The organism is Sphingomonas sp. C3-2, from assembly GCF_033025475.1.
GTDB lineage: Bacteria > Pseudomonadota > Alphaproteobacteria > Sphingomonadales > Sphingomonadaceae > Sphingobium_A.
Genome location: NZ_CP130322.1, coordinates 2,904,199 through 2,924,370, shown reverse-complemented (window position 1 = coordinate 2,924,370; position 20,172 = coordinate 2,904,199). Strand labels below are relative to the sequence as shown.

The 20,172-nt window shown below is 64.6% G+C and carries 17 protein-coding genes; 6 read left to right on the top strand and 11 right to left on the bottom strand.

The genetic code is table 11. From position 1 onward, the window contains the following. Positions 1-7 precede the first annotated feature (7 nt). The 5 genes from QYC26_RS14050 to QYC26_RS14030 all read right to left on the bottom strand — a co-directional run bounded on the left by QYC26_RS14050 (position 8) and on the right by QYC26_RS14030 (position 4,968). A complete protein-coding gene (locus QYC26_RS14050) occupies positions 8-373 on the bottom strand; it encodes a nuclear transport factor 2 family protein (RefSeq protein WP_317512848.1) in 366 nt (121 codons plus the stop codon). Between the two features lie 29 nt (positions 374-402). Continuing rightward, positions 403-2,754 (bottom strand): membrane-bound PQQ-dependent dehydrogenase, glucose/quinate/shikimate family, encoded by a 2,352-nt coding sequence (locus QYC26_RS14045; RefSeq protein WP_317512847.1) that lies wholly within the window; start codon positions 2,752-2,754, stop codon positions 403-405. Between the two features lie 27 nt (positions 2,755-2,781). Next, positions 2,782-3,237: a nuclear transport factor 2 family protein gene (locus QYC26_RS14040; protein WP_317512846.1), complete on the bottom strand. Its 456-nt coding sequence runs from the start codon at positions 3,235-3,237 to the stop codon at positions 2,782-2,784. A gap of 23 nt (positions 3,238-3,260) precedes the next feature. Next, positions 3,261-3,746 carry a nuclear transport factor 2 family protein gene (locus QYC26_RS14035; RefSeq protein WP_317512845.1) on the bottom strand — a complete coding sequence of 162 codons (486 nt, stop codon included), beginning with the start codon at positions 3,744-3,746 and terminating at the stop codon, positions 3,261-3,263. 64 nt (positions 3,747-3,810) lie between these two features. After that, complete coding sequence (locus QYC26_RS14030; RefSeq protein WP_317512844.1) at positions 3,811-4,968, bottom strand: helix-turn-helix transcriptional regulator; 1,158 nt, start codon at positions 4,966-4,968, stop codon at positions 3,811-3,813. Positions 4,969-5,269: 301 nt separating this feature from the next. Between QYC26_RS14030 and QYC26_RS14025 the strand changes: the two genes are divergently transcribed. Next, complete coding sequence (locus QYC26_RS14025; protein WP_317512843.1) at positions 5,270-5,725, top strand: VOC family protein; 456 nt, start codon at positions 5,270-5,272, stop codon at positions 5,723-5,725. A gap of 10 nt (positions 5,726-5,735) precedes the next feature. Here the strand turns inward: QYC26_RS14025 and QYC26_RS14020 are convergent, their stop codons facing one another. Then, positions 5,736-6,647: a LysR substrate-binding domain-containing protein gene (locus QYC26_RS14020; RefSeq protein ID WP_317512842.1), complete on the bottom strand. Its 912-nt coding sequence runs from the start codon at positions 6,645-6,647 to the stop codon at positions 5,736-5,738. Positions 6,648-6,765: 118 nt separating this feature from the next. On the opposite strand from QYC26_RS14020, the gene QYC26_RS14015 reads away from it, so the two are divergent. Beyond that, positions 6,766-7,632, top strand: coding sequence for a pirin family protein (locus QYC26_RS14015; RefSeq protein ID WP_317512841.1), 867 nt, complete (start codon positions 6,766-6,768; stop codon positions 7,630-7,632). Positions 7,633-7,771: 139 nt separating this feature from the next. Further along, positions 7,772-8,398, top strand: a complete 627-nt coding sequence (gene ycaC / locus QYC26_RS14010) for an isochorismate family cysteine hydrolase YcaC (protein WP_317512840.1) — start codon at positions 7,772-7,774, stop codon at positions 8,396-8,398. Between the two features lie 43 nt (positions 8,399-8,441). Here ycaC and QYC26_RS14005 read toward each other — a convergent pair whose 3' ends face one another. The 4 genes from QYC26_RS14005 to QYC26_RS13990 all read right to left on the bottom strand — a co-directional run bounded on the left by QYC26_RS14005 (position 8,442) and on the right by QYC26_RS13990 (position 13,731). Continuing rightward, the gene (locus tag QYC26_RS14005) at positions 8,442-9,938 is read right to left on the bottom strand and encodes an efflux transporter outer membrane subunit (protein ID WP_317512839.1); all 1,497 of its coding nucleotides are present in this window, start codon (positions 9,936-9,938) and stop codon (positions 8,442-8,444) included. 1 nt (position 9,939) lies between these two features. Beyond that, positions 9,940-10,998, bottom strand: coding sequence for an HlyD family secretion protein (locus tag QYC26_RS14000; protein ID WP_317512838.1), 1,059 nt, complete (start codon positions 10,996-10,998; stop codon positions 9,940-9,942). Positions 10,999-11,024: 26 nt separating this feature from the next. Beyond that, entirely contained in the window at positions 11,025-12,659 is a 1,635-nt protein-coding gene (locus QYC26_RS13995) for an MFS transporter (RefSeq protein ID WP_317512837.1), read from the bottom strand. Between the two features lie 112 nt (positions 12,660-12,771). Further along, the gene (locus QYC26_RS13990) at positions 12,772-13,731 is read right to left on the bottom strand and encodes a LysR family transcriptional regulator (protein ID WP_317512836.1); all 960 of its coding nucleotides are present in this window, start codon (positions 13,729-13,731) and stop codon (positions 12,772-12,774) included. A gap of 106 nt (positions 13,732-13,837) precedes the next feature. On the opposite strand from QYC26_RS13990, the gene QYC26_RS13985 reads away from it, so the two are divergent. Next, the gene (locus tag QYC26_RS13985; protein ID WP_317512835.1) at positions 13,838-14,275 is read left to right on the top strand and encodes a universal stress protein; all 438 of its coding nucleotides are present in this window, start codon (positions 13,838-13,840) and stop codon (positions 14,273-14,275) included. A 14-nt stretch (positions 14,276-14,289) separates the two neighbouring features. Here QYC26_RS13985 and QYC26_RS13980 read toward each other — a convergent pair whose 3' ends face one another. Further along, positions 14,290-15,558 (bottom strand): TetR/AcrR family transcriptional regulator, encoded by a 1,269-nt coding sequence (locus QYC26_RS13980; protein ID WP_317512834.1) that lies wholly within the window; start codon positions 15,556-15,558, stop codon positions 14,290-14,292. A 322-nt stretch (positions 15,559-15,880) separates the two neighbouring features. Between QYC26_RS13980 and QYC26_RS13975 the strand changes: the two genes are divergently transcribed. Both QYC26_RS13975 and QYC26_RS13970 read left to right on the top strand, forming a co-directional pair. Then, positions 15,881-17,719, top strand: coding sequence for an alkyl sulfatase dimerization domain-containing protein (locus QYC26_RS13975; protein WP_317512833.1), 1,839 nt, complete (start codon positions 15,881-15,883; stop codon positions 17,717-17,719). Between the two features lie 157 nt (positions 17,720-17,876). Next, positions 17,877-20,039 (top strand): TonB-dependent receptor, encoded by a 2,163-nt coding sequence (locus QYC26_RS13970; RefSeq protein ID WP_317512832.1) that lies wholly within the window; start codon positions 17,877-17,879, stop codon positions 20,037-20,039. Positions 20,040-20,172 lie beyond the last annotated feature (133 nt).

Here is a 20,172-nt window from a genome sequence, read left to right as displayed (position 1 = left end):
CCTGCCCTCACCAGAAGGAGCGCAGCGACGCGATCTTTCCGTTTTCGGAGGCCTTGTAGATATTGATCGCGCGCGATTCCTGCTTGGTGCCATCCTTCATCATGATGTGGAGCGTCAGCGCCACCGCTGCCTCATTGCCGCGCACGACCTGATGGTGGATTTCGTAATCGAGCGAATCCTGAAACCCCATGAACATGTCGTAGAAGCGGCCGATCGCTTCCTTGCCTTGCTGCCCCACGCCCTCCGGATCCCATTCGCACGGGCCGACCGGATCCTGCACCAGCGCATCATCCTCGAACAGCGCGAGCCAGCCGGCACGGTCCTTGGCCTTGACGGCGTTCAGCGATGCCTGCGGCATATCCTCAAGATTCATCGTGTCTCTCCTCTCCAAAATTACCAATGTCAGCGCCGGGGCAGCGCATAGGCGATCAGATAATCGCCCGGCACCGTGCCCAGCATCGCCGAACCACCCGCCGCGAAGACGACATATTGGCGCCCGTTCTCGACATAGGTCATCGGGGTTGCCTGTGGCCCGGCGGGGACGCGCGCCTTCCACTTCACCGCGCCCGTGCGGCTATCAAAGGCGCGCACGCTGTTCTCGGCAGCCGCCCCGATAAAGGTGAGCCCGCTCTTGGTGGTGAGCGATCCGCCGAAATTGGGGGTGCCGAGCGCGATGTCGATCGGCACCGGCGCCTGATCGCGCGTGCCGCCAAGCGGTTTCGTCCACAGTCGCGTGCGCGTCTTGAGATCGATCGCCTCCACCACCCCCCAGGGCGGTGGGGTGCACGGGATGCCGAGCGGCGACAGGAACATTTCGAGCGCGACGCCGTAGGGCGTGCCCGATTGTTCCTGATAATAGCCCTGTTCCTGCAGCGGCTGGCGCTTGCCCGGTTCGGCGGCTTTTTCGCCGCGCGGAACGAGCGTCCAGATTTGCGCGATGCGGTTGGAATTGACCATGAGCAGCTGGCGTTCGGGGTCGACCGAAACGCCGCCCCAGTTCACCCCGCCCACGGCGGACGGGTAGAAGATCGTGCCCTGCACCGATGGCGGGGTGAAGATGCCGTCATAGCGCAGATCCAGAAAGCGCATCCGACACCAGATCTGATCGAAGGGGGTGATGCCCCACATCGACGCCTCGGAAAGCTGCGGCGGGACGAGCGAGGGCATGCCGACCGAGAAGGGCTGGCTCGGCGCCAGCCGTTCGCCCGGTGCGGCGCCACGCGGAGTGGCACGCTCTTCCACATCCGCAAGCGGCTTTCCGGTGCGGCGATCGAGCAGGAAGAGCTGGCCGCTCTTGGTGGCCTGAATAAGCGCGGGAACCGGCCCGGCAGGGGTGTCGAGATCGACAAGCGTGGGCTGGGCGGCGACGTCATAATCCCAGATGTCGCGGTGGACCGTCTGGAACGACCAGCGCGGACGCCCCGTCGCCACATCGAGCGCGGTGACCGAACTGGCATAGCGTGCCTTGTCGTCATCCTTCAGCCCGCCGAAGAAATCGGGGGTGGCATTGCCCATGCCGAGATAGACGAGGCCAAGCGCCTCATCGCCGCTGAACACGCCCCAGGCATTGGGCGCGCCGCGGGTATGATGCTCGCCCGGCTTGCGCGCCGGGGCATCCGGCGCGCGCGCGGGATCCCATGCCCAGCGCAGCGCGCCGGTTTCGGCATCGAAACCGCGAATGACGCCCGAGGGTTCGTCGACCGAGGCATTGTCCTTCACCGCGCCGCCGACGACGACCACGCCGCGCACGATAGTGGGCGGCGAGGTGAGGCTGTAATAGCCGGGAAGGACTTCGCCGAGGTCTTCGAGCAGCGAGACCTGCCCGTCCGCGCCGAAGCTGCGGCAGGGCTGGCCGGTGCGCGCATCGAGCGCGACGAGCCGCCCGTCGATGACCGGGGCGATGATGCGACTGGGGCATTCGGCCGCACCCGGCTTTTCATAATAGGCCACGCCGCGACAGGTGATGGTGCCGAGCCCCACCATCTTCGCCTTGGGATCGTGGCGCCAGCGTTCGACACCGGTGGCTGCATCGACCGCGATGACCGTGCTTTCGGGCGTGCAGATATAGAGGGTTGGCCCCACCTTGAGCGGGGTCGTTTCAAGCGCGGGAAGGTTGCCCGCGCCGATATTGCGCAGCGGCCCGGCGCGGAACGTCCATGCGACCTCAAGATCGCCGACATTATCCGGCGTGATCTGCTGCGCGGGCGAATAGCGCGTGGCGGCAAGATCGTTGCCGTAATGGAGCCACTGGCTGGCATCGGCCCCGCCGGGAACGGGCAGATCGCCCGAGGCGCGGGTAAGCGGGGTATTAAGCGCGACGACGCCAAGCGCCAGACCACCCCCGCCGATAAACAGTGCGGTCTTCAGCTGCGGCGAGACGGCGCGGCGTTCCTCGGCCGCCCCCCTGCCCCGTCCGGTAAAGAGCCAAGGCAGACAGGCGAACAGCCCGGCGATCAGCGGCGCGGCGATGCGCGGGACGAGCAGCCATGTTTCGGTGCCCGCTTCGGTCACGCCCCAGACCAGCGAGAGCAGCACAACGCCCAAAGTTATCCACAGGCCGAGCCGCCTGCGTCGCGCGACGAGCACGCCGCTTGCCAGCGTGCCGAGCCCGGCGGCGAGATAATAGGGGCTGCCCCCTTGCGCCATCAGCATGCCCCCGGCGACGGCCAGCGCCCCGCCATAAAGGGCGACGACGGCGCCAATGAGCGCCGAGAACAGCGCATTCGGGGTGCGGCGGGCGCGGGTTTCGATCATTGTCAGGTATGCATCCAAAATGTCGGGTCAGCGATAATCATATCGGCCGTGCGCGCTCAGATCGCCGAACAGGTCGTTCGAGATACGGCGTTCGAGAAACTGCCAGCGGCCGTTCCGGCGAATGAAGCGATCGTGATAATCGCCGGTGATGATCGGTTGCAGCGGCAGCGCCGGGGTCTGCTGGAACACCACCACCGTGCTGCTGGCCGTGGCATGATCGGCCCCATCGGGTTCGATGATGACATTCGCGATGATGTGCCGCGTGCGCGGCTTGCCCTCGTAAAGCTGGAGGAAATCGGCGAACATGCCGGTGATCCGCGTCGCATCGCTGCGGATCGGTTCTTCCTGCCCCTGTATCCATACGGTGGCGCCGGCAAAAAGCTGGCCGACGCCGTCGAGATCGCCCTGATCGAGCAGCTTGGGATAGCGGTGGATGAGATTCTGGATCTGCTGATAATCCGCCGCCGACAGAATGTCCGACATGATCGCGTGTCCCCCTTCAGAGATCAGATTTCGGGATTTGCCGCCTTTTCGGCGAGGTAGCGCGAGGTGAAGTTGGGCAGCACCGCCAGCGTCTCGACGCGTTCATAGAGGCGGCGATAGGCCGAGCGGGCGATGCGCCATGCGCCATCGACCTTGCGATATTCGTCGCGGTAGAGGCAGGCGCCGGTGGTTTCGATGCGGGTGCGCATGTCCACCGCATAATCGGTGAGCGTCCAGCGCCCCTCGGCATGCGTATCGCTGAGCACGGTGATTTCGGGCTGGTGCACGGTGTGGCAGCCGACGAAATCCTCGTGAAACGCGGCGTTCAGGACCGAGACCACCTCGTCGCGCCCCTCGGCATGGAAATGATAGGTGGCGCCGACATAATCGACGACGATGTCTTCGGTCAGAACGGTTTCCAGCCCCGCCACATCGGCGGTGTCGATGAAGCGGCAATACCGATATTTGAGCTGCTTGATCAGTTCGATGTCTTCGAGACGAAGGGTCATGAGCGAATTCCCTGAATTGGCATGGAAGAAAGTGCCACGCGGGTGCTGGACCCGCGCAAGAGCGTCAGAGCGAGAGCGCGCGCGCGCCAGCCGCGGGCGCGGAGGCCCCGGCGACAAGACCGTGCACGCCGACGCGGATGCGCTGGACGAGCTGTGACTGGCGGCTGACGCCGAGCTTGGTGAAGATCGAGCGCAGATGCGCGCGCACGGTATTCTGCGCGATCCCCAGCACCTCGGCGGTCTGGCTGAGGCGCAGTCCGTTCGACAGGCAGGCCGCAATCTCCCCCTCCATCGGCGTCAGGCCGAAAATGCCCGAAATCACCTTGCCGGTGAGGTCCGCCTGCCGGTTGGGATCGGTGAGAAAGACTGCGGTGGCGGGCACCATGTTGACGCCGGTGGCGCTGGGTGGGGTAAGCGCGCGCAGCGCAAGGCCGATATCGCGCTGCCCCGACGGATTTTCGACGCGCAGGAAACGGAGCGATGGGCCGCCCATGTCGCGCTGTTCGGTCATCCCCCGCTTGAACGCGCGGTCGGTGGCGAGGCTGGAAAAGGCCAGCCGGTTGCCGACCAGCTTGATCGCGTCGCTTTCGGCCAGCACGCTGCGCGCGATATCGTTGCAGCGGATGATGTTGCCCGTGCGATCGAGCAGGATGGTGCCGATCGACAGCTGTTCGATCGCGCTGTCATAGACATCGGCCTCGCCGTGCTGCGCCTTGAACCGCTCGTAAAGGTCGATCGCGGCACGCAGGTGCGGGACGAAGCGCATCAGCCAATCCTGTTCCTCGCGGCTGAAATCGGGCTGACTTTCGAGCCGGCAGACGCGCACGCGCATCTGGAAACCGCTGCGCGCCATCAGATCGAGCCCGAGAATGTCGCCGATCTGATAGTGCGCCACATATTCGCGGTAGAAGCGCGACTTGCGGTACGCCGCACGGCCGATATGGCCCATGGTCGAGACGGCCTTGCCCTCGGGCAGGCCGACAAAGGGATCGCAGGCGAAATAATTCTCCGCCGCAGCGATGGCGGCGCGATCGACATTGGGGGTGATGATCAGCCCCGGTTTCTGCGCCGTGGGCGGGGTGAGGATGATCGTGACGAAGCTGGCGTCGAAATGCTGGCGCATCGCCTCCAGAAATCCGGTCCAGGGATCGCTGCGCGTCAGGCTCGAATAGAGCTTGAGCAGCGGCCCCGAAACCGCGTCGACTTCGTTCAAACTGTGCACGACGCGCCTCTCCAAACGCTTTTGCCAGACCCTATCGGTCTTTCGGGCGGGGCGTCACCTCAATTCGGACTAGCCGGGCCCGAACGCCGGAAAAGCGCAGGTTACGCATATCTACGCATATCGCGCGCGGGGGATGCGTCCGTAGAAAAAAGCCAGTGACACTCTCCTCTGGCCCCGCTGATCCCCCGGCGGGGCTTTTTTTTGTGCCGATTGATCATTTCATTCCATCGCGCCGGATAGACTTGCGGCGGCACGCGCCCCGCGTAGCATCGGTCCCGACGTTCAACACGGGAGGCGGCTTATGGCCATCAATGGAGTCAATCGCATCCTAATCGCCGTGCACGATCTGGAAGCGGCCAAGAAGAAATATCATGATCTGCTCGGCGCCACGTTCCTCGATGCGCATTGGACCGGCGCCCCGTTCGGAATCGCGGTGTCGATCGCCTGGGATGCCGGGATCGAGCTGTGCGCCCCCCTGCCCGGCCGAGAAGACAGCAGCGCCGTTTCGGGCTTTCTCGCGAGCCACGGAGAAGGCGTGATGAATGTCTTCTTCAACGTCACCGATGGGGAAGCGGCGATCGATCGCGCCACCCGGCAGGGTTACACCAGCGTCCATTCGCTCGATTATACGCAGGCCGAAATCGACGAGCATCTGGGCGGGCTGTTCCAGCGCTATCAGGAATTCAACCTCGACACCGCCCCGCGCTGCGGCTTTACGGTCAGCCTTGCCCGGATTGAAGCCAAAGCGGAAAGCTGAGCGAAGCGTTTCAATCCATCGGGATGCGCTGGCGATGCTCGCTGCAACCATTGGCGAGAAAATCGAGCAGTGCGCGAACCGCCGGAAGCAGGCCACGGCGCGAGGGGAATACCGCGTGGATGATACCGGCGCGCGGATGCCAGTCGGGCAGGACATGGAGGAGCCGCCCGCTTTCGATATCGTCCCAGACCATCATCGTCGGCAGCTGGACGATCCCCACCCCGGCAAGCGCCGCCTGACGCAGCGCAGCCATGTCATCGGTCACCAGCCGGGGGCGATGCGGGACGGTGGCCTTTTGCCCATCGTTGCTTTCGAGCTGCCACTGATGCCGGTCGTGCGGCGGCCCCATGTCGAGGCTGGGCAGCGCATGGAGATCGGCGGGCGATACCAGGCTGTGCGGCAGCAATTGGGGGCTCGCGACAAGGCACTGGGTGCTGGTGTCGAGCCGACGCATCACAAGGTCGCTCGGCTCGATCGGCGGAAAGCGGACACGGATCGCGACGTCGAACCCCTCGGCGATCACGTCGACGCGGCGGTTGGTGCTTTCGAGATGGACCTGCACCGCGGGCTGCTCGGCCATGAAGCGCGCGATCAGCGCCCCGAACTGGAAGTTGATCAGCGCCACCGGGCAGGCGATGCGGACCACGCCGCGCGGCTCCGCGCTCATCCGCGCGATCATCTGGTCGGCGGCCTCCGCCTCGACGAGCATCGCGACGCAGCGTTCATAATATTCGCGGCCGATTTCGGTGATCGAAAAGCGCCGCGACGAGCGGTTGAGCAACCGCACGCCCAGCCGGTCTTCCAATTGCTGGATCCGGCGGCTGAGCTTCGATTTCTGCATCCCCAGCGCGCGCCCGGCGGGGGCAAAGCCGCCATGATCGACCACCTGAACGAAATAATAGAGGTCATTAAGGTCCTGCATCGTTCTATCAATAGAACGCAGGGTCCAGTTTCACAATCTTTCGGGCCGATCGTCCCTGTCATATCTTGCCTTCAACAGCGGTCGGCCACAAAGGGTGCGACCGCCCTGGAGATAGAAGATGACGAGGAAGATCCTGGGCCGTTACGGCAATGATCGCGGACACTGGGTTGGCGATGGCTTTCCGGTCCGTTCGCTGTTTTCGTACAACACGCTTGGCCAGCATGTCAGCCCGTTCCTGCTGCTGGACTATGCCGGCCCGCATTATTTCGAGCCGACCGATGGACGGCGCGGCGTGGGCGAACACCCGCACCGCGGCTTCGAAACCGTGACCATCGTCTATGACGGCGAGGTCGAGCACCGCGATTCCGCCGGCAATGGCGGGGTGATCGGCCCCGGCGACGTCCAGTGGATGACGGCCGCAGGCGGCATCGTGCACGAGGAATATCATTCGCCGGCCTTTGCCAGGACCGGAGGACCGTTCCGCATGGTGCAGCTGTGGGTGAACCTGCCCGCCAAGGACAAGATGGCCCCCGGTGGCTATCAGGGCATCACCTCGGACGAGATTCCGGTGGTGACGCTGCCCGAAGGCGCCGGCACCGCGCGGATCATCGCAGGCGAGATGATGGACAAGAAGGGCCCCGCACGGACCTTCACCCCGATCAACGTCTGGGACATGCGGTTGACGCGCGATGCGGACATCGATCTTGACCTGCCCGAAGGGCACACCGCGATGCTGGTGGTGCTTGGCGGACATGTCACGGTGAACGGCAGCATGGCCGCCGGCGAAGCCGAGGTCGTTCTGCTCGATCGCGAAGGCGGCGGCGTTTCGATCCATGCCGATGGCGAAGCGACGCTCTTGGTGCTGACCGGCGAGCCCATCGACGAACCGATTGTCGGGCACGGGCCGTTCGTGATGAACAGCGAAGCCGAGATCCGGCAGGCGATCGACGACTTCAACAGCGGCCGCTTCACCCAGGCCGCCTGATCCTTCGGCCCGGCCCCTTAACGGGGCTGGGCCACCCTTTCCCCAAATTCAGGAGACGGTTTCCCCGCACCGTCATTCCCACCGACGGAACGATGTTCCGGATGGATGATTTCACGCGGGCATTGCCAGGAGAAAATTGATGACGAAGCCCTATGTCCGCCTCGACAAGGACAATGCCGCCGTATTGCTGGTCGATCACCAGACCGGCCTGCTCTCGCTTGTCCGCGACTTCGATCCCGACAAGTTCAAGAACAACGTCCTCGCGCTCGGCGATATCGCCGAATATTTCGGCCTGCCGACGATCCTGACCACCAGCTTCGAAACCGGACCCAACGGCCCGCTCGTCCCCGAACTGAAGGAACAGTTCCCCGACGCGCCCTATATTGCGCGCCCCGGCCAGATCAACGCGTGGGACAATGAGGAATTCGTCGCCGCGGTGAAGGCCACCGGCAAGAAGCAGCTGATCATCGCGGGCGTGGTGACCGAAGTCTGCGTCGCCTTCCCGGCGCTGTCGGCCCTTGAAGAAGGCTATGACGTCTTCGTCGTCACCGACGCATCGGGCACGTTCAACGAAATCACCCGCAACGCCGCGTGGAGCCGCATGGCCGAAGCCGGCGCGCAGCTGATGAGCTGGTTCGGCGTGGCGTGCGAACTGCACCGCGACTGGCGCAACGATGTCGAAGGCCTCGGCGCGCTGTTCTCGAACCACATCCCCGATTACCGCAACCTGATCACCAGCCACACCATGCTGACCCAGGGCAAGTAATCGACACGCGGGAGGCGCTTCACCGGCGCCTCCCGCAACCACATCATCCCTTGGCCCAGCCGCCGCCCAGCGCCTTGCAGAGCGCGACGAGGTGGAGGGAGACGCCCGCATCGCTTTCGGCGAGCGCGCTTTCGGCGTCGAGCAGAGCGGCCTGGACGGTGAGCACGTTGAGGAAATCGATCGCCCCCTCGCGGTAGCGGAGCTGGGCGACCTCAAGCGCCTTTTTGTGATGGCGGACGGCCTCTGCCAGCCGTGCCTGGCGGCGCTGTTCGGCATTATATTCGGTGAGCGCGTCGTCCACCTCGTGCCAGGCGCGCATCACCGTCTGGCGGAAGACGATCGCGGCTTCCTTTTGCTCGGCCTTGCGCAGGTCGAGCTGGCCCTTGAGCTTGCCACCCTGGAAAAAGGGCAGCGAGATACTGGGCCCGATCACGAACTGGTGCGAATTCCAGTTGCCCAGCCCCGAAAGCTGGAGCGCCTGTGCGCCGAGGCTGCCGGTGAGCGAGATGCTGGGATAGAAATCGGCCTTGGCGACGCCGATCGCGGCGGTTGCCTGATGCAGCCGCGCCTCTGCCGCGCGGATATCGGGACGGCGGCGCGCGAGATCGGACGGCAGACCGACGGGCACCTTGGCGGGAACGCCGGGGATGGCAACGGCGTCTTCCAGTTCCTCTTCGAGCGCGCCGGGCATCTGGCCGAGCAACAGGCTGATCGCGTTCATCAACGCTTCCTCGCGCGCCTCGAGCTTGGGGACGCGCGCCTCGATCCCCGCCACCTGCGCGGCGGCGTCGGCAACGTCGAGCTGGGTGATGACGCCTTCCGAATAGCGGACCTCGGTCAGCTTCAGGCTGTCCTCGGCGATATCCAGATTATTCTCGACGATGTGGAGCAGCTTTTGCGTGGCGCGCAGCTCGACATAGTTGCGCGCCAGTTCCGCCTCGACCGAGAGGAGGATGCCGCGCCGTTCCTCGGCCGCTGCCGCCATCCCCGCGTCCGCAGCCTCCGCCGCGCGGCGTGCCTTGCCCCATATATCAAGCTCCCAGAGCGCATCGAAGCCGAACTGCCAGAGGCCAAAGGGCGGCGAGCCCTTTTCCCCCGGCATGCCGACGACGCCGAGGCCCGAATCCCCGCCCGCCGACGGTGGCGGCGCGGATGCAGGCTCGGTCCCGAGCAGGGACAAGATGCCGTTGGGGCTCGCGCGTTCCTCGTAGAACGAACCGGCGGCACCAATGCTGGGGTTTTGCGCGGCGCCCGCGACACGGCGGATCGCGCGGCTCTGCTGCATCCGCGCCGAGGCGATCTGGACGTCGAAATTCTGTTCCTCGAGCTTTTCGACGAGTTCGTCGAGCACGGGATCGCCCAGCAATTTCCACCATTCGGGATCGATATCGTCCGCCGTGGTGATGCTGGCGGTTTCGGGCAGCGGCTTTTGCTTGAAGACGGCGGGCGCCTCCACCACCGGCCTTTCGAAATCGGGGCCGACCATGCACCCGCCAAGCAGCGTGGCGGGAAGCAGGGCGACGCAGAGCGCGCGGTTCATGTCAGCCAGCCTTTCCGGGACGCAGCATCCGCATGCCCGGTGCGGTGACATCGACCGTGGGGATGACCGACATGCCGACGCGCAGCATGTTGGCGCGCGCCTGCCCCTTGTCGATCACGATCTTGACCGGGATGCGCTGGACGACCTTGGTGAAATTGCCCGTTGCATTGTCGGGTGCGATCGGCGCGAAGGACAGGCCGGTGGCGGGCGCCAGACTGTCGACATGCGCGCTGAGGACGAGATCGGGATAGCTGTCGACCGTGATCCGGACCGGCTGGCCGATGCGCATGTGTTCGAGCTGGTTTTCCTGGAAATTGGCGAGGATATAGGCATCCGCCAGCGGCACGACCGCAGCCATGTGCGTGCCCGGCGTGACGAACTGGCCGACACGCAGCGCGCGCTGGCCGACCATGCCGTCGATCGGCGCGCGGATTTCGGTGTAGGACAGGTTGAGCCGCGCCTGTTCGAGCGCCGCCTCGGCCTTGGCGAGTTCGGCCACCTGCTCGGCGCGCGCGGCCTCTAGCATCGGCAGCTGGCGCTGCGACGCGGTGAGCGCCGCACTGTCGCGTTCATGCGCCGCGCGCTGCTGTTCGAGCGCGCTGTGCGCCTTTTGCTCTTCCTGCAGCGCGCCCGCGCCCTTTTCCGACAGATTATGGTAACGCACGGCATCGGCCTGCGCGAACGAGATGGCGGCGCGGTCTGCCCGGAGCGCGGCGCGCGCCTGCGCAACCAGCGCGGGGTGGCGCGCAATTTCGGCATCGAGGCTGGCGATTTCGGCCTTTTCCTCGAGCACCAGCGCCTCGGCCGCGGCGAGCGCGGCGCGGTAATCGCGATCATCGATCTTGGCGAGAAGCTGGCCCGCCTTTACCTGCTGGTTATCCTCGACGAAGACGCGCTCCACCTGCCCCGCGATGCGCGGCGCGACGCGGGTGAAATCGGCGGTGACATAGGCATCGTCGGTCGCCTGGCTCGGGCTGTCGGAAATGAGCGCCGCTCCCCCGAGCGCGGCGCCACCGAGCAGCAGGACGGTGCAGCCTGCGAGAAGAAACTTCCTGGTCATTTGAAAGGGCATTGGATTGGCCTGATTCAGCGTGAAGGAGGTGCCCCGACGGGTCGCGGCGGGACGGTGCGGGTGGGGAGGAAAAGCGTGAGCAGCAGCAGCGCGAAGGTGATGAGCCCCATGACGCGGTAGAGATCCGCCGCGGTGAGCACATTGACCTGATCGCGGATGCGCGCGCCGATCGCGCGGAGCGCGGCGTCGGTCGACATATCGGGCATGGAGATACCGGGGACATTGCCCAGCCGGTCGACCGTCATTTCGGAATGATAGCGGCCGCGATCGCGGGTGAGCGAGCTGACGACAGCCACGCCGATGGCGGTGGCAAAGCCCTTGGAGGTGTTGAACATCGCCGAAGTGAACGGCCCGTCGGACGGCGCCATGCCGCCGGTGAGCTCCATCAGGATCGAGACGACGATCATCGGCTGGCCCAGGATGAGCATGGCCTGGAGCAAGTAGAAATTCTCGCGCACCCATTCCTCGGTCAGGAAACTGCCGAGCGCGCACGAGACGCAGACGAGCGCGAAGCCGATGCCCATCACCCAGCGGCAATCGACGCGCGGGATGTTGAGCAGCGCCGCGGTAAGCGGCAGCGTGACGACCTGGGGGAGCGCCACGAGGAGCAGCATCGGCGCGACTTCGAGCGGGCGGTAATCGCGCACCGAACCGAGATAGGCGGTGGGAATGGCGGTGAGCCCGGCAAAGACGACGAGAATGCCGGTGAGGCTGACCAGCGCATGGACGAAATTGCGCTGGGTGAGCAGATGCAGCCGGATGAAGGGCTGCGGATGCGTCCATTCGTTGACGAAGAAGAAGCCGAGCAGCCCCACCCCGCCCGCGAGCAGCGCGCAGATGACGTCGGAGCGCAGCCAATCGAGCCGATCGCCCTGCATCAGCGCGATGACGAGCATCGCGATCGCGGAGAAACCGGTCAAAAAGCCGATCCAGTTGAACTGGCGCAGCCGTTCGAGCCGGAGCGCATCCTGCGGCAGCCCCCAGGCAAGGCCGACCGCGCTGAACAGGCAGAGCGGAACGATCTGCCAAAAGGCCATCTGCCAGCTGACATAATCGGTCCACAGCGCCGCAAGCGGGGTGGCCAGATTGGGGCCGAAGGTGGCCGTCATCGCATAGCCCGCCAGCCCGTAAAGCCGGATATGGGGCGGCAGATAGCGTAGGCAGACGGTGAGGAGCAGCGGCGGCAGGCAGCCCGCGCCGATGCCCTGCACGGTGCGCAGCACGAGGAGCATTTCGACATTGGGCGCGAACGGGCAGAGAAGCGCCGTGCCCGCGACGATCATGATCGCGAAGATCGAGAACAGCCGGATCGAGAAGGTGCCCGCGAACCACGGCGCGAACGCCATCATCGCGACATTGGTCGCCTCGTAAAGCGCGAGCACCCAGGTGCCTTCGTCATGGCCGATGCCGAGCGCGCCGCGAATATCGGCGAGCGCGGTGGCGGTGACGCGGTCGTTGAGCCCCGCCATGAACGAGGCGAGCAGCATCGCCGCCAGCCCGGTGGCGACACGCGGGCCCCAGACGCCCGCCGACGCCGGCGCCTGACGGGTGTTCTTGCGGACGATGACCGCAAGGCGACGGCTATCGAATCCCCGCCGGTACGCAGAGCGCGCAAAGCTTTCCAGCCGATTGGACGGGGTGATGGACATCGGGCCGATCGAAATGTTTTACAACCGGCGCGGTCATAAAACCGCTTGCGGCGCGACAAAACTTTTTGCGCTGCAATATATCCGTGCGTCTGACGCACGGATGATGACGGCGTTATTCGACCGGGAAGGACAAGGCCCCCGACCCGCGCTCAAGCGCCAGTTCCTGCGCCGCCGCCATGCGCCCGCACACGGTGAGCACCATCCGCCGCAGCCAGCGGTGCACCGCATCATTGTCGAAACGCGGATGCCAGGCCTGCCGGATCGCGACGCGGGGCAGATCGAGCGGCAGTTCGAACGCGCGCAAATCGGTGTGGAGCTTGTCGAGTCCCCAGATCATGTGGCGCGGCACGGGCAGGATGAAATCGGTATCGGGGAGCGCGAACATCGCCGAGGAAAAGTTCCACGCGATCATCGCGACGGTACGGTGCAGCCCGTGCGCGGCGAGCGCATCGTCGATCGGCCCGGTGCGCGCGCCCCGGCGCGAGACGCTGATATGTTCGTATGACGCCAGACGTTCAGGCGTGACCGGCCCGTCGAACAGCGGATGACCGGCGCGCGCGAGCCCGACATAATAGGTGGTGAAGAGCGTCTGCACGCGCACTTCGGGCGGGAGCTTTTCGGTGCCGCCGACGAACAGATCCACCCGCCCCTGGCGCAGGGCATCGTCGTCGAGATCGCTTTCGGGGATCGAACGCAGCAGCACGCCCGGCGCGCTTTCGCGCAGCTTGCGCAGCAGCACAGGCATGACGGCGGCGACGAAGACATCGTTGGCGCGGATCGTGAACTGACGCTCGATCGTTTCAAGCCCCTGTTCTGACACGCGCTGGAGCAGTTCGAGCGCGTCGGCGGTAACCGCATGAATACGCTCACGCATCTTGAGCGCGCGGGGCGTGGGCACCAGTTTCTTGCCCGCACGCACCAGAATGGGATCGCCCAGCGTATCGCGGATCCGCGCGAGCGTGCGACTCATGGCGGGCGCGCTCAGGTTCATGCGCTGCGCGGCGGCGGCAACGCTTTCTTCCTCAAGCAAGATATCGAGCGCAATCAGCAGGTTGAGATCGGGATGTGACATGCGGTGATCCAGCCATGACGCAAAGCGAAACAATGCCGTGCGCCCCGCGCGATTTACCGGCTTGGCGCGCAATGGCAAAGCATGGATCGATCACAGGAACAGAAAGATGCCGAGCCCCATTGCCGTAGCCGTTGACGGATCACCCGAAAGCACGGGTGTGCTGACGCTGGCGAGCGAGATTGCGCGCGCGCTGAATGCCCCGGTGCATGTGCTGTGTACGGTCGACCGCGCCTATGCGCTGCCGCTGACGGATGCGACCGAACAGGAGGCCGAGGACTATCCGGCCGCCGCCGACGAAGAATGCCGCGCGGTGGGCGTCTTGGCCGATGCCGTCGCCCGGCTGCGCGCCGAAGGATGCGCCGCCGAGGCGATGGAACTGGTGGGCGAGCCCGCCCCCGCGATCGTCAGGGCCGCCGCAGCGCTCGATTGCCGGATGATCGTGATGGGGCACCGGCACCTTTCCTGGCTGAGCCGGTTGCTCCACCCCTCGGTCTGCGCCGAGGTGATCGACACCGCCCCCTGCCCGGTGCTTGTGAGCAACTGAACACGCCCGGCGCCCTAGGCCGCAGTGGCGCCGATCCCCTTCAGGAACAGAATGGCCGCTTCGCGCGAATAGGCGTCGCGCTGCGCGGGTTCCGGAAATTGCCGGACCGTAAGGAAACGGACCGCGAAGGTGGCGTGCACATAGAATGCGCGCGCAGCATGAGTGGCCGGGCGTGGCAGGCCGTGTGCCTGAAGCAGCCGATCCAGCGCCCGCGCGACGACCGCAGCGCGGACATCATAGAATTTGCGGGCCAGATCGGGCACGAAATCGGCTTCCTGAATGAGCAGCCGGTGCGTGCGGATATTGGCGGTAGTAAGATGCCAGTCGAGGACCTGGCGCGCCAGATCGGTGACCGCCTGTACGGCATCGGTCCGTTCCGGCACGGTGAAGTCCGCCTGGCTGGAGAGGAATATCTCACGCTCGATCAGATAGCGGAACAACCCTTCCTTGTTGCCGAACTGGCGATAGACGGTCGCCTTGCTGGAACGCACCTGTGCGGCGATCTTTTGCACGCTGGTGCCGGTATAGGCATTTTCGAGAAACTCGTCGGTCGCCGCCTCGATCAGGCGAGAAAGCTTGTCGTCCGACAGCCGGAGCGCGACATTGGCGCCAAGCACCGGCTCTTCGACGGATGCCAGAATATCCTCGAGTTCCGCCATGCCCTCATTCGCCGGCAATTCGCGATAGCCGTGCAGGAACAGATGCGTCGATTCCGCAGCAAGCCGCTCGATCGCCGCGTCATCAGGAATCGGCGCGCCCAGAAAATAGCGCGTCCCCTCAACCGCGCCGCCACCGAAACGGATCGCCGTCGCCATCGGATCGACTGCGGGAAAACGCCCCGATGCCACAAGCTCGGCGAAATAGTCGCCAAGAATGCCGGCCGAGGCGAGACGGTGTTCGTGCAACTCATCGGCCAGTTCAGGAAAATGATTGGCCGCGACGATATTGGCGCGAAACAGGCCAAAACCCCGGGGATGCGCAAAGCTCTGAAACATCGCCGTGCCGTAATCGCATAAAGTGCGTTCGACATCGTCATGGGCGACAACCTCGGCAAGTGCGCCGCCCCGTGTATCGAGCGTGCGCCGCACAGCGGCTTCGAACAATTCCATCTTGTTGGCAAAATGCTCGTAGATGCTTTGCTTACTCATATGCGCCGTGGCCGCGATCAGATCGATGCTGGAACGCGCAAAGCCTTCGCGAAAAAAGACTTCGCCAGCAGCGTTCAGAATCTGCGTGCGGCCATCGGGGCGCGTTTCGGCGGGCCGACGATCGGTCTTGCTCACCCTGCCTTCCCCATTTCAGCCACCACTATCCACTGCGCGCACGCCGTTATGAGAATCGTGCGAGACGGACAACCACACATTGGTGTCGTCCGTGATCCGCGCCCGTTGGCCGCGCCCCCGCGCGATGCGCCATTACCGGATGGCAGTCCTATAGAAATCATTGGGCGATCACAAGCTTAGCCATTTGGCCGCCCCTCCGCCCCAGAAGCCCCGGTTTTCCCGCTTTTTCCGAGACCCAAAGATGTTTGCGACAAATCCTTCATCGCCATATTGTACGATGCGGTTTCGTACGATACAAGCGCCGCAAATCAAGGAGAGTTGGATGCCCAATCAATTGGCCGGTCGTAGCGCAGTAGCGCCCAAGGGGGCTGCGCAGTGGCTTTATCGCGGTGCGGTAGCCGCTATGCTGGCAAGCGCAGGCGTTCCTGTTGCCGCGCATGGCGATCACCATATGGGCAACCTTGACGTTCCCTTTTCCGCGCCGGCCAATTTCACGGCGCATGCCAAGATGTTCCAGGAACGCGTCACGCGCGTGGCGAACGGCCCGGTCTGGCAGATCGAATTCCAGGGCATGAACGTCGTCGTGATCGAAGGCCGTGACGGCCTGATCGTCGTCGACACGGGCATGAACAAGGACATCGCCACCGCCGCGCTGGCCAAGATCCGCGCCGAGGTATCCACCAAGCCCGTGGTTGCGGTGATCTTTACCCACCACCACCCCGATCATGTGAACGGCGCCTCGGTGTTCGTTTCGGTCGAGGACGTGAAGAGCGGCAAGGTGCCGATCTATGCGGCATCGAATTTCCTGAAGGAACTGTCCGACGAGGGCATTGCGACGCTGCCGATCGTGGCGACGCGCGCGGCCTATATGTACGGTTTCAGCCTGAGCGGCGCCGAAGGTGCGGACTTCCATGTCGGCTGCTGCGGCGCGCTGCAGGAAGCGGGCAAGAACGAATCCGGCTATATCCCCCCGTCGCAGTTCGTGGAGATGGACGGTGCGCGCGATGAGGAAATCGCGGGCGTGAAGCTGCACATGTTCCACACCGGCGGCGAGGCGGCATCGCACATCGCGGTCTGGCTGCCCGAGCACAAGATCCTGATTTCGGGCGACGAAGTACAGGGCCCGACCTTCCCCAACCTGCATTCGCTGCGCGGCACCAAGATGCGCGACGCCAATCGCTGGGTGGGCGCGCTGCGCCGGATGCAGGCGTTCGACGCGAACTTCATGGTGCCGCTGCACGGCCCCGTGGTGGAAGGCGCGACCAAGATCCGTTCGATGCTGGCGCAATATGAAGATGCGATCCAGTACACCCATGACCAGACGATCCGGCTGATCAACAAGGGCATCCCCGAAAACGAGCTGCCCGATGCGCTTGGGCCCCTGCCCGATTATCTGCGGTCCGAACCCTATACGACCGAATATTACGGCACCGCCGCCGATGCGGCGCGCAGCTATTATGTCGGCTATATCAGCTGGTTCTCGGGCGATGCGACCGACTTTACCCCGACGCCCCGCGCCGAACGCGCCCGCCGCGAAGTGGCGATGATGGGTGGCCGCGACAAGGTTCTGGCAACCGCGGCCAAGGCATTCGAGACGAATGACGCGCAGTGGGCGGCCGAGCTGACCACCATGTTGATCGCGATGAACCGCGAGGACATGGATGCCCGCCGCCTGAAGGCCGCCGCCTTCCGCAAGCTTGGCTATGCCACCTATAATTCCAGCCGCCGCGGTTTCTATCTGATGGGTGCGCTGGAGCTTGAGGGCAAGCTGAAGACCGAAGGGCTGACCGCGCGCTACATGAACGCCGACAATATCCGCAAGATGCCGGTCGGCCTGATGCTGGAACAGCTGCGCTACCGCGTCGACCCCAAGCGTGCGGGCAAGCAGGATCTTCGCGTGGCGCTGACGCTGCCCGGCGAGGCACAGCCCTGGCTGCTCGAACTGCGCAACAGCACGATGAAGTACCGCCCCGGCCCCGCCGGCGACCTGCCCGTCGTCGCGCTCGACCGCGCGGCACTCGGCGCACTGGTGGCGGGTGCCGACACCGTGCCCGCGCTGGCCAAGGCCGGCAGCATCAAGGGCAATGGCATCAAGGCATTTGAGCAGATCTTCGACGGCGTGGACCTGACGTCCGCACCGATCAGCCTGGTCGTTCGGTAAAACCGGGCGCCGCGAAAGCGGCGCCCATCGACCACAAAAGCAACAATAACGGCCGGACAAACCGGCCGATCCACCCACAGGGTAGATACGAAGCCGCCTCGTACGGGAGCGGCGGCACTTACGGCGCGACCAGCGCCGGACAGGGAGGAAGTTAGGAATGAACGGATCAGTTTCGCGTTATGTCATCGCGCTGAGCCTGGCGGCGGCGGTTTCGTCGCCCGCGCTGGCGCAGGACGCAGCCCCGGCGGATACCGGGCTGGAAGAAATCGTGGTTACCGCGCAGAAGCGCTCGGAATCGCTGCAGCAGACCCCGATCTCGATCGTTGCCATGGGCAGCCTCGAGCTTGAGAAGAAGGGCATTGTCGACATCAGCGACCTGCGTTCGCAGGTGCCCAGCCTTCAGGTAACCCCGCACCCCAACAGCGCGACCACCGCGCGCGTCTTCATCCGCGGCGTCGGCAACAATGACGATCAGATCACGGTCGACCCCAGCGTCGCCGTCTATCTCGATGGCATCTACATCGCACGCGGCCAGGGCCTTTCGGCCGAAATCGCCGAAATCGAGCGGATCGAAGTGCTGCGCGGCCCGCAGGGCTCGCTCTATGGCCGCAACGCCACCGGCGGCGCGATCAACTACATCACCAAGGCCCCGCGCCTTGGCGAATTCGGCGCCAAGCAGGTGCTGACCGTCGGCAACTATAACCAGTTCCGCACGCGCACCAGCATCAACGTGCCGATCGGCGACACCGTGGCCGTCGAACTCGCCTATCTCCACAGCGAGAAGGACGGCTTCATCAAGAATCCGGGTACTGGCGTGAAGCGCTGGGGCGATCAGCGTCGTGACGCCTATCGCGCCGCCATCCGCTGGCAGGCGACCGACAATCTCGACCTGCGCTACAGCTATGACCGCTCGGACATCAACGATACGCCGCCGTTCATCACGATGACGCCGTTCTACCCGAACACCGTCGATCGCCCGACCGCCGGTTCGCCGGACGTGCGCGGCCTGGCGGCCAATGACGTTACGTCGCAGGGCCATAACTTCACCGCCACCTGGGATGTTTCGGACGACATCACGATCAAGTCGCTCACCGGCTATCGCAAGCTGTCGAACGAGACCAACCAGAACTATCTGACCGGTGCCGTCGGCAACGTGAACCCCTTCTTCCTGACCGGTTTCGACCAGTCGCAAAAGCAGTTCAGCGAAGAACTCCAGGTCGTCGGCTCACTGTTCGACAACCAGGTCGAATATGTCGTCGGCGGCTATTATTTCGACGAAAAGGGCGACAGCGCCGATTACACGCTCGTCCCGAACACCTATCGCAACGACCGCGCCGCCACGATCCACAACCGCGCTTATGCGGCTTATGGTCAGGTGACGCTGCGTCCGTCGTCGCTGGAAGGTCTGTACCTGACGGGTGGCCTGCGCTGGTCGCGCGACGAACGCGAAGCGACGCGCGCCTCGATCAACACCATCCTCGCCACGGGCACCGCGACGGCGGATGTCCCCGGCGTTGGCAAGAACAACTTCTCGGATGTCAGCCCGAGCCTCACGCTCGGTTACAACGTCAACCCCGACGTCAACGTCTACGCCAAATATGCGATGGGCTATAAGACCGGCGGGTATAACCTGCGGGCAACCACGACCCAGCGTTTCAACGCCGGTTTCGGCCCCGAAACGCTCGACTCGCTCGAATTCGGCGTGAAGTCGAGCTGGCTGGACAATCGTCTGCGCGCGAACCTCGCGGTGTTCCGTTCGCAGTATAAGGATATCCAGACCAACGTTCAGACCAACCCGAGCCGTCCGCAGGACACCGACATCTTCAACGCCGGCAAGGCACGCATCCAGGGCTTTGAACTGGATCTGACCGCCAAGCCGTCCTCGGCGCTTACCGTTTCGGCCAACTATGCGTATCTCGATGCCAAGTTCCAGCGCATCATCGATCCGCTGACCGGCGCCAACATCACGTCCGACTTCACCTTCGTCGAAGCCCCGAAGCACACCCTGACGACCAGCGCGGAATATGCCTTCCCCGAAATGTCGATCGGTTCGCTGACGGCCAATATCGATTACTTCCTGCAGAGCAAGAAATCGACGGCGACCGGCGATGCGCGCTACGTGATCGGCAGCTACGGCCTGCTCAACGCCCGTCTGACGCTGTCCGACATCCCGGTTGGTTTCGGCAACTGGCGCGTGTCGGCCTTCGCCAAGAACCTGACCGACAAGGAATATTATGTCGCTCACTTCGCGACCGGCCTGCCCGGCGCGATCTTCGGCGAACCCCGTACCTACGGGCTCGAACTGACGTTCCAATATTGATCCTTGCCCGATCAACGCTGTTTGGCGCACCCCTTCGCGCCTGATGGCTTAACTGGGGCCGGCTTCACCGCCGGCCCTTTTTTTTTGATGACATTTTCGGGCGGTGCGGGCAGCGGCAAATCAAATGCTATTG